Source organism: Enterococcus sp. LJL90 (assembly GCF_056924355.1).
Map to the genome: position 1 here is coordinate 1 of NZ_JBXPBQ010000003.1, position 16,474 is coordinate 16,474.

Consider the following 16,474-nt stretch of genomic DNA (forward strand, 5'->3'; position numbering starts at 1 on the left):
TTGTGTGGTGGCGATAGCGAGAAGGATACACCTGTAACCATGCCGAACACAGAAGTTAAGCTTCTTAGCGCCGATTGTAGTGAAGGGTTGCCCTTTGTGAGAGTAGGACGTCGCCACGCAGTTGTTTTGTCTTAATCATTGGAGGTTTAGCTCAGCTGGGAGAGCATCTGCCTTACAAGCAGAGGGTCAGCGGTTCGATCCCGTTAACCTCCATATGAGTCGTTAGCTCAGTTGGTAGAGCATCTGACTTTTAATCAGAGGGTCACAGGTTCGAGCCCTGTACGACTCATACGATGCGGGTGTGGCGGAATTGGCAGACGCACTAGATTTAGGATCTAGCGCCTTACGGCGTGGGGGTTCAAGTCCCTTCACCCGCATAGAAGCCGGCTTAGCTCAGTTGGTAGAGCATCTGATTTGTAATCAGAGGGTCGAGGGTTCAAGTCCTTTAGCCGGCATAGGAAAACTGCGGAAATAGCTCAGTGGTAGAGCACCACCTTGCCAAGGTGGGGGTCGCGGGTTCGAACCCCGTTTTCCGCTTTAAGTAAAAACAAGCCGGGGTGGCGGAACTGGCAGACGCACAGGACTTAAAATCCTGCGGTGAGTGATCACCGTACCGGTTCGATTCCGGTCCTCGGCATAGTGTGAAAACACCATGCACCCATAGCTCAACTGGATAGAGTGTTTGACTACGAATCAAAAGGTTAGGGGTTCGACTCCCTTTGGGTGCATTGTAACTTTTAGCTACGAATCAACTTAGAGGAGTAGTTTTTTTATTTATCCAATTTTAAATAGTTACTAAACGGGAAGTAGCTCAGCTTGGTAGAGCACTTGGTTTGGGACCAAGGGGTCGCAGGTTCGAATCCTGTCTTCCCGATTGTAGGTTAATCAGTAGATTGACCTATTTTTTTGACTTTAAAATGCGATTTCTTAAATTATGATTAAAAAAAATTGGTCAATTTTAACGTTAAACCTTGCAAAGCCTCTAAAACTGCGAGAAAATAACATAAGTGAAACAAGCTATTTCCTTTGCATTCCTTGTTAAATCAGCTATAATTAAGGTCAATATTAGTCAAAGGAATGATTATTATGAGCTCTCATAATACCTCAGATTTAATTGAAGCTTATTTGAAGCAAATTTTAGAAAATAGTGAAATAATTGAGATTCGCCGAACTGAGATGGCTGAACTATTTAATTGTGTACCTTCTCAGATTAATTATGTGATCAATACTCGTTTTACGATTCAGCGGGGTTATACTGTTGAAAGTAAGCGAGGTGGCGGTGGCTATATTCGGATTGCTAAGGTCACAATTACCGATAAACATGTTTTCTTGGAGCAATTGGATCAGCTAGTCGGGTTGGAATTATCAGAAAAAAACGCAGTAGCCTTGATTCAAAAGTTGTACGAGGAACAAGTAATTGGCCGTAAAGAAGGTAATCTGATGCTCAGTGCTATTTCCAAAAATGCTTTGAGCCTAAGTTCAAAGGAAAATCAAATTCGGGCTCAGCTGATGCACTTATTTTTAGAGCGACTTAGCTACGAAGAAAAGGAGTGAGGTAAATATGGATGAATTATTTACAGAACGCGTCCGAGTGGTACTTAATATCGCTCAAGAGGAAGCAAAATACTTTAAACATCAATCTGTTGGATCAGAACATCTACTATTAGCATTAATTTTAGAACCAAATGGTATTGCCGGCAAGACATTGCGCCAAATGAATGTTGAAGAAGGCGATGTTCGCGAAGAAATTGAACATTTGACTGGTTATGGAACAGTTAAAAAATATCCTGAAGGCAGTTATTTGCCGTATTCTCCACGGGCAAAACAAATTTTTGCTTACGCTGGAGATGAAGCCAAGCGCTTGGGAGCACCAAAAATTGGGACCGAGCATATTTTATTAGGCCTATTGCGGGATGACGAAATTTTAGCCTCCCGTATTTTGCAAAATATTGGTCTAAGTTTGCCTAAAATGCGCCAGTTGTTACGGAAAAAAATGGGTATTAGTGATGTGCAAGGGAACAACCAAAATGGGCAAGCCCGCCGTCGCAATCCTAATAATGCTAAAGCAGCAGCACCACAAGGAACGCCAACTTTAGATAGTTTGGCTCGGGATTTAACAAAATTAGCTCGGGAAAACCGTTTAGATCCAGTGGTTGGTCGGGATTCAGAAGTCCGCCGTTTGATTCAAATTTTAAGCCGCCGGACAAAAAATAATCCAGTCTTAGTAGGTGAACCTGGTGTCGGTAAAACAGCGATTGCGGAAGGTTTAGCACAAAAGATTATTAAGGGTGAAGTGCCCGAGGATATGCAGCAAAAACGTTTGATGATGCTAGACATGGGGGCTTTAGTCGCTGGTACAAAATATCGTGGCGAATTTGAGGACCGGATGAAAAAAGTCATCGATGAAATTTATCATGATGGCCAGATCATTCTCTTTATTGATGAGCTGCATACGTTAATCGGTGCTGGTGGGGCTGAAGGAGCAATTGATGCCTCTAACATTTTAAAACCAGCTTTGGCTCGAGGTGAGCTGCAAACAATTGGTGCAACGACTTTAGATGAGTACCAAAAATATATTGAAAAAGATTCCGCGTTGGAACGACGCTTTGCTCGTGTGCAAGTCGATGAACCGACAGCTGATGAAGCTGAGGAAATCTTGCGGGGCTTGCGAGCTCGCTATGAAGAGCATCACGGTGTTGAAATTACTGATGAGGCGCTACATGCGGCGGTTCATTTGTCGATTCGCTATATCAATTCTCGTCAATTGCCGGATAAGGCGATTGATTTGATGGATGAGTCGGCAGCAAAAGTTCGTTTAGATAAATCAGATACGCCTTCTGAATTGGCTCAACTGCAGGAAGATATTATGATTTTGTCTACTGAAAAAGAGTTGGCTATTCAACAGATGGACTTTGAAAATGCTTCCCGTTTGCGTAAGAAGGAAAAGAAACTGGATCAAAAGCTGCAAACTCTTTTACAACAAGAAGAAAAGGAAGCTTCCGGTTACGCTGATAAGGTGACGGAAGAGGATGTCGCTGGTGTGGTTTCCCAATGGACGGGTGTCCCGTTGCAACAATTGGAGAAAAAAGAAAGCGAACGTCTGCTGGATTTAGAAAAAATTCTACATCAACGAGTTGTTGGTCAAGACGATGCCGTCAAAGCGGTAGCTCGGGCCATTCGCCGGGCCCGCAGCGGCTTGAAAGATCCACAAAGACCAATTGGCTCCTTTATGTTCTTGGGACCAACTGGTGTTGGGAAAACGGAATTGGCTAAAGCTTTATCTGAAGCGATGTTCGGCAGTGAAGATTCATTAGTCAGAGTTGATATGTCAGAATTTATGGAAAAATATAGTACCAGCCGTTTGATTGGCTCCCCTCCAGGTTATGTTGGTTATGATGAAGGTGGACAATTAACCGAGAAAATTCGTCAAAAACCTTACTCAGTCATTCTGCTAGATGAAGTTGAAAAAGCCCATCCGGATGTGTTTAATATTTTGCTGCAGGTTTTAGATGACGGTCACTTGACAGATGCTAAAGGTCGTAAGGTTGATTTTAGAAATACTATTTTGATTATGACCTCTAACATTGGCGCAACGGCGATTCGTGAAGAAAAGAATGTTGGCTTTAACGTGAAGGATTTGACCAAAGATCATGATGCAATGCAAAAACGGATTTTAGAAGAATTGAAAAAAGGTTTCCGTCCTGAATTCTTGAATCGGATTGACGAAACGGTTGTTTTCCATTCTCTAAGTGAAGACAATATTCACGATATCGTGAAAATCATGAGCAAGAGTATTATCAAACGTTTGGCGGAACAAGATATCAAAGTTAAAATCACGGCCGCAGCAATCGCAGTCATTGCTAAAGTTGGCTTTGATCCGGAGTATGGTGCACGGCCAATTCGCCGGGCTTTGCAAAAAGAAATTGAAGATCGCCTCAGTGAATCTTTGCTTTCTGGGCAAATTAATTTAGGTGATACCGTGACGATTGGCGCAACCAAAGGAAAAATTACGGTTAACGTAAAAGACCCAGTTGTCGATCGTGAAGCTCAGCCAGTTTAAAAATTTTGGCGTTTATCAATTTGTATTGATGTAAAACCAAAACCAATCGAAAATCTAAAGCAGTATCCAGCACAGTGTCTGTGTTGGGTACTGCTTTTTTTAATTTTAAAGAGATTATAAAAAATAATCGGAAAGCTAAGTATACCTGAGATTCAGAATCTTTTATTTGCTTTACAGTAGGACAATTACTTCTAAGATATTGAGCATCTAGTAAATATTTTGCAATTGGCTTAAGCGTTGTGAGTAATTTGATATTGCTTTTAATCGGGACTGTGCAATTAGCCTTTTTATAGATGAAATTTCGAATTATAATATGTCTGCTTTTGCGGTCAAAGGGCTCTTGTCGCAAACTAACAATATTAATTTGTTCTCACTAGGTATGGTTCATTAAATTCTGCTTTATTTTAAATTGATGGCACCTCTCCATAACTTTATTGAAGAAGATGTTCTATTAGTTCTGAATCAATTGAAAAATACGGGTTGGCATCGTTGTGAAAAAAAGTTTAGGTATGGGTTAAGCTTAAAGGCTAATTTAAAATCATTATAAAAGATTGGAAAGTTTGTGAGTCTGTGATACTATAAAAAAGTTCAAAAGTTATTTAAACTCAGCAATTTATGAAATTGCTTTAAGAGATAGCTGCTGAGAGCTGATTTGTTGAAATGAGAATCAGTTAGACTTAGCCGTAGTAATTTTTTGAGAATAAGTTAATCATTTTTAAAAGTAAAGATAACTTAGTAAGGAAACAGGAGGAATAGCTGTGATTGAGATTCGCAGTACTGTGGAATCAGTGGCGCAGGCGCAGGCGTTGCTGGAGGCTGGCGTGGATGCCATTCAATTTGGCGAGGCGGAGTTTGGTCTGCGTTTGCCCCATTCATTTTCCCGCGCTGAACAGCAGGAATTAGTAGATTTGGCTCATTCGTTTGGCAAAAAAGCCATCATTGTCGTCAATGGTATTATGCATCCGGAAAAAATGAAAAAAATTCCGGAATACTTAGCCTTTCTGGCGACGACAGGTGTTGATCAAGTAGTTGTCGGAGATCCGGGGATTATTTATTTAATCCGTAAAAATACTTATCAGCTGCCTTTTATTTATGATGGGGAAACTTTGGTTACAAGTTCCCGGCAAATTAATTTTTGGAGTAAGAAAGGTGCTGTGGGCGCTGTCTTAGCCCGGGAGGTTCCCTTTGACGAGCTAGTGGCGATGAAGGATAATTTAGCGGTGCCGGCGGAGATTTTAGTTTACGGGGCGACTTGTATTCATCAATCGAAACGCCCGCTATTGCAAAATTATTATAATTTTAAAGGCCTTGATGAAGCGACGGTAAGAGAGCGGGATTTATTTTTGTCTGAACCTAAGAAGGCGGACACCCACTATTCAATTTTCGAAGACAGTCATGGCACGCATATTTTTGCGGATAATGATGTCAATTTGCTGCGGGAATTGCCACAGCTGTTTGAAAATCACTATACAACTTGGAAGTTAGACGGCATTTATGCCCCGGGGGAAAATTTTGTCGAGGTGGCTAAAGTTTTTGTCGCTGCCAAAGCGGCTTTAGAGACGGGAGCTTGGTCCGAGAGTTTGGCAGATGCTTGGACTGAACAAATTCAACATTTGCATCCTGCTCAGCGGGAATTAGACAGCGGCTTTTTCCATATTCAAGGAGCCGATATTAAATAAGAGGTGGAACATGACAACGGCAAAAAAATTAAAACGACCTGAAGTGCTAGCACCGGCAGGGACGTTAGAAAAATTAAAAACGGCGATTCACTATGGCGCCGATGCGGTTTATATTGGCGGTAATGCTTACGGTTTGCGCAGTCGTGCCGGAAATTTTAGCTTAGAGGAAATGGCTGAAGGGGTGGCTTTTGCCAAAGCCCATGACGCTAAAGTTTATGTGGCGGCCAATATGGTGACCCATGAAGGCAATGAAGAAGGTGCCGGCGAGTTTTTCCGAGAATTGCGGGATGTGGGTATTTCGGCGGTGATTGTTTCTGATCCAGCCTTAATTGAAATTTGTGCAGCGGAAGCACCGGGATTGCCAATTCATTTATCGACTCAAGCTTCGGCGACCAATTATGAAACACTGGAATTTTGGAAGGAAGAAGGCTTAGAGCGGGTGGTTTTGGCCAGGGAAGTTTCGATGGCGGAGGTGGCGGAAATCCGCCAGCATACGGATGTGGAAATTGAAGCCTTTATTCACGGAGCGATGTGTATTTCTTATTCGGGACGCTGTACGCTTTCCAATCATATGTCGATGCGGGATGCCAATCGTGGCGGCTGTTCTCAGTCTTGCCGCTGGAAATATGAATTGTATGATCTGCCTTTTGGTGGTGAAAAGCGTTCTTTGACAACAGCGGGTCCAGTCACAGAAGAATTTTCGATGAGTGCCGTAGATATGACGATGATTGAACATATTCCCGACCTGATTGAAAATGGCGTGGACAGCCTGAAAATTGAAGGCCGGATGAAGTCGATTCACTATGTTTCAACGGTGGCAAATGTCTATAAAGCGGCCGTCGACAGTTACATGGCCGATCCGGAAAATTATGTCTGCAAGCAGGAATGGATTGACGAGCTGTGGAAGGTGGCGCAACGGGAATTATCGACTGGATTTTATTACCACACGCCATCTGAGGAGGAGCAATTATTTGGCGCTCGCCGTAAGATTCCTGTTTATAAATTTATCGGTGAAGTGCTGAGTTATGATGAAGCGACTCAGATTGCCACGATTCGTCAGCGTAATCATTTTTCTGTTGGGGATGAAATCGAATTTTATGGTCCGAATTTTACGCATTTTTCTCAAAGTGTAACAGAGATGAAAAATGATGAGGGAGAAGCAATTGACCGGGCTCCGAATCCGATGATGATTTTGACGATGCCGGTGACGCAGCCAGTCAAAGCTGGCGATATGATTCGCAAAAAGAAAAATGATTAGTTAAGTTCTGAACAGCTGCAGCTAGGCAAACGTTTGCTTATGCTGCAGTTTTTTTGTAAAGGAGCTAATCTTGAGAATATAGATTTTTCAAATGAAATGTTATAATGAAGCCATAATAGGGCAAAAAAAGCTTGTAAATCAGTTGTTTGCGCTGTGAAAAGCGAGAAAAAGTGCAACAACTTAGTAGTTGCAAAAATAAAAAATTTTACGGATTTTATTTTTACAAACACGGATTTAACAGCAAGCAAAGAGCCCAGCAAACAGGAGGAAGAACATGGAAACCTACGATTATATAGTTATCGGCGGCGGCAGCGGTGGGATTGCTTCGGCAAATCGGGCTGGGATGCACGGCGCTAAAGTTTTGTTGATTGAAGGCCACAAAATTGGCGGTACGTGTGTCAATGTCGGCTGTGTTCCCAAAAAGGTCATGTGGCAGGCTAGTGATATGCTGGAAATGATGAATCGTGATGCTAAGAGTTACGGGATTGATGTGGAAGTAAAAGGCTTGGATTTCCAAGGTTTAGTAGAGCGTCGGGAAAAATATATTGATTTTTTACATACCGCTTACCATCGTGGCCTGGATAGCAATCATGTCACCTACCTAGAGGGTCATGCTAAATTTGTCAATGAAACAACCGTTGAAGTAGCAGGTGTCCAATATACAGCACCGAATATTTTAATTGCTACTGGCGGCCATGCCAGTGGGATGAAAATTCCCGGTGGCGAGTATGCAATTGATTCCAATGGTTTCTTTGAGCTGACTGAACTGCCTCAAAAAGTGGTGGTTCTTGGCGCCGGCTACATTGCGGCTGAGTTAAGCGGTGTGCTGCATGGTTTAGGTGCTGAGGTGCATTGGGCTTACCGCAAGGAACGGCCGTTGCGGACTTTTGATAAAATGCTGCAAGAAGGCTTGGTGGAAATTTACGAACAGGCTGGTCTGCATCTCCATAGTCGTTCGGTGGCGGCTAAGATTGAAAAACATGAAGATGAGTACACCGTCTTTTTTGAAAATGGCGAAAGTTTAACGGCAAATTGTGTAATTTTTGCCGGCGGGCGCAAAGCCAATATCAAAGGCTTAGGTCTGGATAAAACGCAAGTTGCCTTAGATGAACGAGGCTTTATTAAAGTTGATAAATTTCAAAATACCACCCAAAAAGGGATTTATGCGATTGGTGATGTGATTGGCAAAGTGGATTTGACACCAGTCGCGATTGCCGCTGGCCGCCGCTTGTCAGAGCGGCTGTTCAACGGTCAGGAAAAGCTCTTTTTAGATTATGATTTGATTCCGACGGTGATTTTCACCCATCCGCCGATTGCCACAATCGGCCTAACGGAAGAAGCTGCTTGGGCCAAATACGGCGAACAAGAGGTGAAAATTTATCAGTCTAAGTTCACGCCGATGTATTTTGCCTTAAATGAACACCGGCAAAAAGCCATGATGAAATTGGTCTGTGTTGGACCAGAAGAAAAAATTGTCGGTCTCCACGGTATTGGTGTCGGTGTCGATGAAATGCTGCAGGGCTTTGCCGTAGCCATTAAGATGGGGGCAACAAAAGCTGATTTTGACAACACAGTGGCGATCCACCCGACTGGTTCGGAAGAATTTGTGACGATGCGTTAAATTATTTGAGTTAATTTATTTTATTTTGATAGATTGAAGGCCGCTTTCGCTAGATTAGGGCGGCCTTTTCAGTTAGTTAACGGCAAAAAAGCGACACCTTAAATCTAGGAGTCGCTTTTTTTGCTTTAAAAGAGAATTAAAAATTTAAGAAGCAGAATGCTGATAAACTTAGCTTTCTGCTTCTTTTTTGATGTAAAGGAAAACCGTAAGAGATTAATATGATTGACCTTTAAGTAAACTACATCTTGGCTTGTTGTTGGATAAATTCCTGCAATTTTTCATAGGAATTAATTTTTAGCAGCTCTGGATAAATAGCAGGGTCATCAAAAAAGGAAATCAAGGCTTCGTAAATATTGAAAAACAGTTTTTTATCATGCTTGCTGATGGCGGGTAAGATCACTAGGGAAATCTTTTGGCCGCCCCAGTCCAAGGGCTTTTTCAAAAAAGCCAAGGCAATTTTCGTCTGATTGGCCGCCGAATGAATCGAATGGGGGATGGCAATCCCGTCATAGGCTGTCGAGGCCGCTTGTTCCCGCTCTAACACTTGTTCGAAAAAGCTTTCTGAAACGATTTCTGCTCGGGTGAAATTCCCGCAAATCAGTTGAATTAAATCGTGTTTTTCTGTGACATCTGGATGGAAGTAGCAGAATTTTTCTTGAAAAAAATCGGTAAAATTATCCAGCAAAATGCGGCGCTTTTGATAGGTCCGCAGTTCAGCAATTTCCATCGTCAGTCGGCGTTTTTGCTGCCGATTTAAAATCGGCGCAATCGGCAGAACTTGATAGCTCTGACTTAAACTTAAGGGCACCTCCAAGGTGGTAATCAGCAAATCAAATTCCTCCTGCTGAATTTCGGACAATTGGGAAATCACCGAGATGATATTCAGCTCGTGGCTAAAATTATCATTGAGGTATTGATACAATTCCACATCCAGCTTCATATATTTAGGACACAGGAGCACGGTCCGGATTTTATAGAGATTCTGCTGTTGATTTTCCAACTCAAAGGCGATGTGCATGGCAATATAGGCCACCTCGTCTTCGGTCACAGAGAAGGGATAGAATTCCTCTAGTTTTATGGCGATGGCGACCGCCACGGTGAAGACAATTGGATAATCTTTTTTGATGGTGTTGACCATCGGATTTTTGATAAAGCTGTTTTCCTTGCCCCGGGCAATCAAGCCGCTCAGATGCAGAGAAAAAGGCACAATAAAGCTGCGATCAGTTAAGCTGATGCCAAAGGTTTCTTGAATTTCGGCAGCAATTTCGCGAATCTGCTCAAAGAGGATGGTGCCAACAATTTCTTCCACTTCTGCCAGATTATTCGTTGGGACAAAATTGGCGTTGGCCTGAAATAAAACATGGAGTTCTTCCCTTTCAGAGGGATTCAATTTAATCGAAAAGGCCACCTCTAGCCGGTCAATTAATTGATTGACCAGCAGGGCTTTTTCTTTCTCCAGCCAGACGCTAGAGGTTTCCCGCGCGACGAGGGTGTGGTGGTGGCGAATCGAGTCGACTAAAATTAAAAGGTGCAGCACCAAATTCGTATAAGCAAATTCATTGAGGGAATAGCGGCTTTCCTCAGTGACTTCGGTAATCGCCGTGGCGATGATTTCAATATCCGCCGGGTCAAAATGCTCCGCTAAAATTGCTAAATCAATAAAATGATTGGGCATCTCCTCAAAGACCAATAGTGAAATCAGCCGCCGCCGCTCCTTTTCATTTCCCTCAATCACAAATTCTTCTCCCCGCAGGCAAAACTGCAAATCAGCATTGCCATAGGTTTTATTCATGCGGGCAATATCTTGGCGAATGGTCGATTCGCTAATGAACAATTCATTTTCCAGTTGAAATAAATTAAGGCTGCGCTTTTGAATCAAGGCCTCCCGCAAATAATAATTGCTGCGCTCGGTAAAGGTTTCCGGCATCTCATTGACTTCATTTTGCGACTCGCTGACTAGCTTTCGGCCTAAATCCTTATCAATTAGATAGCCGCTGTTGGAGGATTGAATCACTCCGCTGCTTAACTCGTTGATTTCCTTGACATAATTTTTAACAGTGCGGGGGGAAATATTCAAACTGGCCGCAGTGACTTTGGCGGAGACGGGCTTGTCTTGTTTCAAGAGAAATGTGATGAGGTGTTTTTGTTTGTCTTTCATAAGCGTCACTCCTACAGTTAGTAATAATTCCAAATAAAAAAACACCGACTATTTTATTAAAGTCTTGCATATTGATTATAACATCATTCCTTCTAAAATGTAGTCGTTTACAATAACATTCATTTGCACCGCTTGAGGGCAAATGAATAATTGTTTGCCTCCCTTTGAGGGAGCATAATAGGCTCATCAAAACAAATTGATTGCCGGTCGCGAAGCTCTTCAGACAAAGTAAAATTTTCCGGCATCAGACAAATCAGGAGGAAACAAAAATGGAAAACGTGAATATTTTACTCTGCTGTGGAGCTGGCATGTCCAGTGGTTTCTTAGCTCAAAAAACGCGGAAGGCCGCTAAAAAAAGAGGCTTGACTGCAACGGTGGAAGCCCGCAGCGAAAGCGAAGTTGCGCAATATTTGCCAACGATTGATGTTTTATTACTAGGCCCCCATTATGCGGCCTTTAAAGATGAAATGGCGGAAACAGCACGGCCCCACAACGTAGTAGTCAACGTCATTCCCCAAGATATTTACGGCATGTTAGATGGTGATGGCCTACTGGATTTTGCCCTAGCACAACTGGCAACCGCTAAAAGTTAATGGAAAATCAGCCAGACTTTTTGACAGACTAGAGCTGATCAAAAAAGTCTGGCGCTAAATAAAATTAGGCAACATACTTAGGAGGAGTAAACTCATGAAGAAATTTATGGATTGGTTATCGAATTCCTTTGCCCCGAAGGCGAAGAAATTAACGCAGCGGCCCTCAGTGGCAGGCTTGTCCAGTGCAATGCAAAAATTAATTCCCTTTATCTTAACAGGCTCCATCGTCTTCTTTTACAATGTGTTTCGGTCATATATTCCGGTCTTACCAGATCTAAGCAATATTTCAAATTATTCCTTTGGGTTAATTGGCTTGATTGCCGCCTTTATGGTAGCCAATCAATATATGGAAAAATTCAACCATCGGCAATATGCCATCACTGCTGGCATTGTTTCCATCTGTTCCTTGATGATGTTTTTACATCCGGTAGCAGCTGAAGAAGGTGTTTACGAGATGGACCGCATCGGACCGACGGGCATTTTAATCGGCGTTATCGTCGGGATGGGCGTCAGCGTGATTTTCCATTATTATGCTAAATTGAAATTATTTAAAGAAAGCAATGTGCCAGACTTTGTAATTGAGTGGATTAATAATATCATTCCGATTTTTGCCAGCTTAGCTTTTTGGGCGGCATTAACCTTTGGCCTGAAAATCGATATCTTTGCTGTCATTATCGGGGCCTTTGAGCCGATTCAAAGCTTTGGCCAATCCTTACCAGGCTTGATTCTCTTAGTTTTAATTCCCGCCTTCTTTTATTCAATGGGAATTTCAACTTGGCTTTGGTCAGCCATTCAAAATCCGATTTTTATTGCCGGCATTGCGGCGAATACTTTGGCGGTGCAACAGGGCATGGACCCGAGCAATATTGTCACCAATGAAGTGGTTTACAGCATAGGCTTAATCATGATGGGGGGCACGGGTGCCACCTTAGCTTTAAACATTATGATGCTCTTTTCAAAATCGAAAAAATTGAAAACGTTGGGTCGAATTTGTATCTGGCCATCGATTTTTAATATCAATGAACCATTAGTCTTCAGTACACCAGTGGTTATGAACCCATTATTGATGATGCCAATGTGGATTAATTCAATTGTCGGTAGCTGTGTGGTCTGGTTTGTGATGAAGGGCGGCCTATTAAATATTCCAAGTGAATTAATGCAGCTGGCACAGATTCCTGCACCGATTTCCAGTGTAATTTTAACTAGCGATTTTAGAGCCGTCCTTTGGTATGTCTTGTTATTCGGCATTTACTTCGGCGTTTGGTACCCATTCTTTAAGGTGTATGAAAAAGAAGTCTTAGCTGAAGAAATTGAAGAAGCTAAAGAACCAACTTTTATTAACACAACTGAATCAGTGGCTTAAAAAAATCCAACCACTGAATAAAATAAAAAATGAAATAGGTGAAAAAAATGGAAGCATTTGAAGAAAAAGAAAATGAATTGATTCCGGTGGCGATGCAGATTATTCTGCACGCTGGCAATGGTCGTACGAAAGCCCAAGAGGCCATCAAAGCCGCAAAAGCCAGTGATTTTGAGGCCGCCCATCAGTTATTGAAGGAAGCCAAAGAGAATATCACGCTAGCACATCGGGCTCAGACCGACGTGATTCAAAATGAAGCCCGTGGGATAACCTATGCGCCTTGTCTACTCTTTACCCACGCTCAAGATCATTTGATGACCATTTCCAGTGAGGTCACGTTAACCAAAGATTTAGTAGAGCTTTTTGAATTAGTGATGGAAAAAGCAGGTCTGGTTCATGAAAGTTGAAACGTTGAAAACACAGGTGCAGCTGGATGTCCTTAATTAAGCGTCAATTATTTTCAGCAATCGGTGCTGCAATTGTCGGTATCGGGGTCGGCTTATGCGTCTTAACCGGCTTTGGCGCCGATGCGTTAGGTCTTTTATGGCAGGGTGTGGCCAATGTCCTGCCCCTGACAGTCGGTCAAGCGTCCTTATGTATCACTGGTATTTGTTTAGTCATCGTCTTTTTTATCGATAAAAAAGAATTGGGTTTGTCGACGATTATTAATCCTTTGGTGACTAGTCTGGTGACAGATTGGACGATTCAAACGGTGCAATTACCGCAATTAAAAGTGTTACTATTGCTGATTTTGATCTTCGGCATTTCCTTGATTGGCATCGGCAATGGCTTAGCTTCAGCAACCAACACCGGCAAAGAAGGTTACATCGCCTTGAGCTTTGGTATTAGCCAAAAGCTGCACTTTGATTTAGCGAAAGTGCGTTCAGTGATGGATTTAATCTGCTTTATTCTGGGGATGATTTTAGGCGGTGGCTTGATGATTGGACCAATTTTAGGCGTTATCCTGATTGGACCATTATTGAAACGCAGCAATCAATTTTGTTTCCAGCGTTTTAAATTTTTAGCAAATAGCTAAACAAAAGAGCGAGTAACTTAGGAAATTGTCGAAGATAAAAACAATTTTTTCAAGTCAAACAAAAGTTTATCTGCTTTTAAACCAGCCTTTTAAAGAGGCTGGTAGAAAGTTAATTTGAAGTGGAACTTGGAAAAAGCATTACTAACAGCGGCTAGTGACTAAACCCTAATAAATGCTTTTGAGAAAAGCCGCTGACGAAATCGGCTTAGATATAAAGCAGAAATGTCAGATGCCAGCCAGTTCCCTCATTAAATTTTAAAACATAGTAGCAATTGATGCAGTCCGCTATTGGCTTCATCCTTAAGCAACAATACATTTAAAGGAGCGAGACAATGAATAAAGAATTTCCAAAAGACTTCCTGTGGGGAGCAGCAACTAGTGCGTATCAAGTGGAGGGTGCAGCTTTACAAGACGGCAAAGGACTGTCTCAACAAGACGTAATTAATCGTGAACGCCATGAGTTATACGGCTTTGCTGATGCCAGCATTGCCAGCGACCACTATCATAAATACAAAGAAGACATCGCCTTATTCAAAGAAATGGGCTTTACCAGCTATCGCTTCTCCATTGCGTGGTCCCGCATTTTTCCAAATGGCGACGATCAAGTAAACGAAGCCGGCATCCAATTTTATCGGGACTTGATTAAAGAATTAAAAGACAACGGCATTGAACCAATTCCCACTCTATATCATTATGACTTGCCGTGGGCTCTAGTCGAAAAATATGGCGGTTGGCTTTCCCGAGAAGTCGTCAAAGATTTTGAAATCTTTGCCAAGTATGTGGTGAATGAATTCAAAGATGATGTTAAATACTGGATTACCTTAAATGAACAAAGTATTATCGTGCAATATTGGACTCAAAAATGCTATATTTTACCGGAATTCCAAGATAATAATCAGCTGCGTTACCAAATTAATCACCATATGAATTTGGCGCAGGCAGTCGCAGTTAAATTGGTTCACGAAGTTGGCGGCTTGGCTGGCCCGGCCTTGGGCTATGCGCCGGTCTATGCCCGTACCTGCAAACCAGAAGATCAATTGGCAGCCATCAACGCCAACGATTTGCGCAATACCTATTACTTGGATGTTTATTTCAAAGGCTATTACAATGTCGCTGCTTTGAATTATTTACAAGAGAATGATTTAGCACCTGTTATGGAGGCGGGGGATGAAGCCTTCTTCGCAGAAAATATTTCTGATTTCTTCGCCATTAATTATTATGACAGCAGTTGTGCACAAGCTTGTCCAAAAGATGCTGAACGCCGTTGGTCCGGCTATAATCTCAGTGGTAAAAAAGGCGATATGTCCGGCTTTGAAACCCATCCTGGCTTTTATCAAATGTGTTCAAATCCTGAACTAGAAACAACTGATTGGGATTGGGCGATTGATCCAACTGGCTTGGAATTTGTCTATCGGGATTTATATACCCGCTACAAAATTCCATTTATGATTACTGAAAATGGTCTGGGGGCCTATGATGAATTGACCTCTGATGGCAAGGTTCACGACGAGTATCGCATTAAGTATTTGAAGGAGCACATTGCCGCGACCAAACGGGCAATGGATCGGGGCGTTGAGGTCATCGGCTATATGCCGTGGTCGGCTTTGGATTTATTATCCACCAGTAATGGTTACCGTAAACGTTATGGTCTGATTTACGTTGACCGCACGGATGAAGATCCTAAAGACTGCGCCCGCATCCGCAAAGATTCCTTCTATTGGTATCAGCAAGTCATTGCCAGTCGCGGCACAGACTTAGCCGTAGACAATTTTCTAGCTGTTAGTGAAAAAGAATAATTTGGATAGTTAGTTTGTGCTAAGTTGAAAATAAAAAAGCCCGTTAATCATTGGTTCTCAGTGATTAACGGGTTATTTCTGTTTTTGTTAGTAACAGACATAGAATAAAGCTGAAAAATCATTTCCAAGGCCTAAAATTTATTCTATGATAAATTGAGAGTTTTAAATGTTGAAGCAGATTAGGAGGATGAGGCTCAATGAAAAAACGGCGCTACAATATGAAAAGGGTTCAAAGAAATTATTATAAAAATGCCCAATCAGGTTTAGTCATCCTGTTATTCCTAATTTTCTTCGCAATTATTAGTGGATATATCACTTTTCAAACGATGACGGCAGGAGATTTCGGTATCAGTATTGTGATGTTAGTTTTAACACTATTTGCTACGACCATCGTTATTTTTACTGCTAAAGTATCTCTAAAGGCCTTTAGCAGAAGAAAACAACTTTTTGATGAGCGCGTTTCGCAACAGCTATTTCAGTTGTTAGAAGAAGAATTACAAGATGAAGCGAGTCAATATTTTGAATCTGTCTGTGTCGGACCTAATTTTATTATCAATTTGAATCCTGAGCCTTTTCAAGAAGTATTTTTAAAGAAGGCCAAGCTTTCTCGTATACAAGTCGACAAGGTGCGAGCGGGGGCTAAGTACCGCTATTGGTGCAATCGGATTCGCATGTATGTGCCGGGCAAGAGTATGGAAATATATATTATTAATGAGCAGGTGAAAAATGATTTTTTGGTGATGTTGGAAAAGGGGAAGGATGGTGTGGAGGTTGGGGAGTAATTATCAGATGGTAATCTGAAATTAATTGTGCTGTTTAAAACTTTCGCATCGTATTTAAAGTGGCTTATAATATAAATATTAAGATACGCTTGATAGCCAGTATAAATTGATTAAAGGCTCAACATTTGCAA

General features: G+C 42.0%; 12 protein-coding genes, 8 tRNA genes and 1 rRNA gene. 20 read left to right on the top strand and 1 reads right to left on the bottom strand.

The window, feature by feature from the left end:
* The first annotated feature begins 3 nt into the window (after positions 1-3).
* The 14 genes from rrf (at position 4) to gor (ending at position 8,618) form a co-directional block, all read left to right on the top strand.
* Positions 4-119: ribosomal RNA gene (gene rrf / locus AC1Z3S_RS08245) — 5S ribosomal RNA — on the top strand.
* Between the two features lie 21 nt (positions 120-140).
* Positions 141-213: transfer RNA gene (locus AC1Z3S_RS08250), tRNA-Val, on the top strand.
* 3 nt (positions 214-216) lie between these two features.
* A tRNA-Lys gene (locus AC1Z3S_RS08255) sits at positions 217-289 on the top strand.
* 6 nt (positions 290-295) lie between these two features.
* Positions 296-377: transfer RNA gene (locus tag AC1Z3S_RS08260), tRNA-Leu, on the top strand.
* A gap of 5 nt (positions 378-382) precedes the next feature.
* Positions 383-455: transfer RNA gene (locus AC1Z3S_RS08265), tRNA-Thr, on the top strand.
* A gap of 10 nt (positions 456-465) precedes the next feature.
* Positions 466-537 (top strand) — tRNA-Gly (locus tag AC1Z3S_RS08270).
* Between the two features lie 14 nt (positions 538-551).
* Positions 552-637: transfer RNA gene (locus tag AC1Z3S_RS08275), tRNA-Leu, on the top strand.
* Between the two features lie 17 nt (positions 638-654).
* Positions 655-728: transfer RNA gene (locus AC1Z3S_RS08280), tRNA-Arg, on the top strand.
* A gap of 72 nt (positions 729-800) precedes the next feature.
* Positions 801-874, top strand: a tRNA-Pro gene (locus AC1Z3S_RS08285).
* A gap of 212 nt (positions 875-1,086) precedes the next feature.
* Positions 1,087-1,554, top strand: a complete 468-nt coding sequence (locus AC1Z3S_RS08290) for a CtsR family transcriptional regulator (RefSeq protein ID WP_265457797.1) — start codon at positions 1,087-1,089, stop codon at positions 1,552-1,554.
* A 7-nt stretch (positions 1,555-1,561) separates the two neighbouring features.
* Positions 1,562-4,060, top strand: a complete 2,499-nt coding sequence (locus AC1Z3S_RS08295; RefSeq protein ID WP_461739978.1) for an ATP-dependent Clp protease ATP-binding subunit — start codon at positions 1,562-1,564, stop codon at positions 4,058-4,060.
* 758 nt (positions 4,061-4,818) lie between these two features.
* A complete protein-coding gene (locus AC1Z3S_RS08300; RefSeq protein ID WP_461739979.1) occupies positions 4,819-5,739 on the top strand; it encodes a peptidase U32 family protein in 921 nt (306 codons plus the stop codon).
* Between the two features lie 10 nt (positions 5,740-5,749).
* Positions 5,750-6,997 carry a peptidase U32 family protein gene (locus AC1Z3S_RS08305; protein WP_461739980.1) on the top strand — a complete coding sequence of 416 codons (1,248 nt, stop codon included), beginning with the start codon at positions 5,750-5,752 and terminating at the stop codon, positions 6,995-6,997.
* Positions 6,998-7,271: 274 nt separating this feature from the next.
* Positions 7,272-8,618 (top strand): glutathione-disulfide reductase, encoded by a 1,347-nt coding sequence (gene gor / locus AC1Z3S_RS08310; protein ID WP_461739981.1) that lies wholly within the window; start codon positions 7,272-7,274, stop codon positions 8,616-8,618.
* A gap of 238 nt (positions 8,619-8,856) precedes the next feature.
* On the opposite strand, the gene AC1Z3S_RS08315 is transcribed toward gor, so the two are convergent.
* Positions 8,857-10,776, bottom strand: a complete 1,920-nt coding sequence (locus AC1Z3S_RS08315; RefSeq protein WP_461739982.1) for a BglG family transcription antiterminator — start codon at positions 10,774-10,776, stop codon at positions 8,857-8,859.
* A 269-nt stretch (positions 10,777-11,045) separates the two neighbouring features.
* Between AC1Z3S_RS08315 and AC1Z3S_RS08320 the strand changes: the two genes are divergently transcribed.
* From AC1Z3S_RS08320 to AC1Z3S_RS08345, 6 genes are all read left to right on the top strand, one after another.
* Positions 11,046-11,369 carry a PTS sugar transporter subunit IIB gene (locus AC1Z3S_RS08320; protein WP_461738410.1) on the top strand — a complete coding sequence of 108 codons (324 nt, stop codon included), beginning with the start codon at positions 11,046-11,048 and terminating at the stop codon, positions 11,367-11,369.
* A gap of 94 nt (positions 11,370-11,463) precedes the next feature.
* Positions 11,464-12,732, top strand: coding sequence for a PTS sugar transporter subunit IIC (locus AC1Z3S_RS08325; RefSeq protein WP_461739983.1), 1,269 nt, complete (start codon positions 11,464-11,466; stop codon positions 12,730-12,732).
* A 47-nt stretch (positions 12,733-12,779) separates the two neighbouring features.
* Entirely contained in the window at positions 12,780-13,136 is a 357-nt protein-coding gene (locus tag AC1Z3S_RS08330) for a PTS sugar transporter subunit IIA (RefSeq protein ID WP_461738412.1), read from the top strand.
* A gap of 26 nt (positions 13,137-13,162) precedes the next feature.
* Positions 13,163-13,765 (top strand): DUF6198 family protein, encoded by a 603-nt coding sequence (locus AC1Z3S_RS08335; RefSeq protein ID WP_461739984.1) that lies wholly within the window; start codon positions 13,163-13,165, stop codon positions 13,763-13,765.
* A gap of 332 nt (positions 13,766-14,097) precedes the next feature.
* Entirely contained in the window at positions 14,098-15,561 is a 1,464-nt protein-coding gene (locus tag AC1Z3S_RS08340) for a glycoside hydrolase family 1 protein (RefSeq protein ID WP_461739985.1), read from the top strand.
* A 197-nt stretch (positions 15,562-15,758) separates the two neighbouring features.
* Entirely contained in the window at positions 15,759-16,343 is a 585-nt protein-coding gene (locus AC1Z3S_RS08345; RefSeq protein ID WP_461739986.1) for a hypothetical protein, read from the top strand.
* Positions 16,344-16,474: the final 131 nt, after the last annotated feature.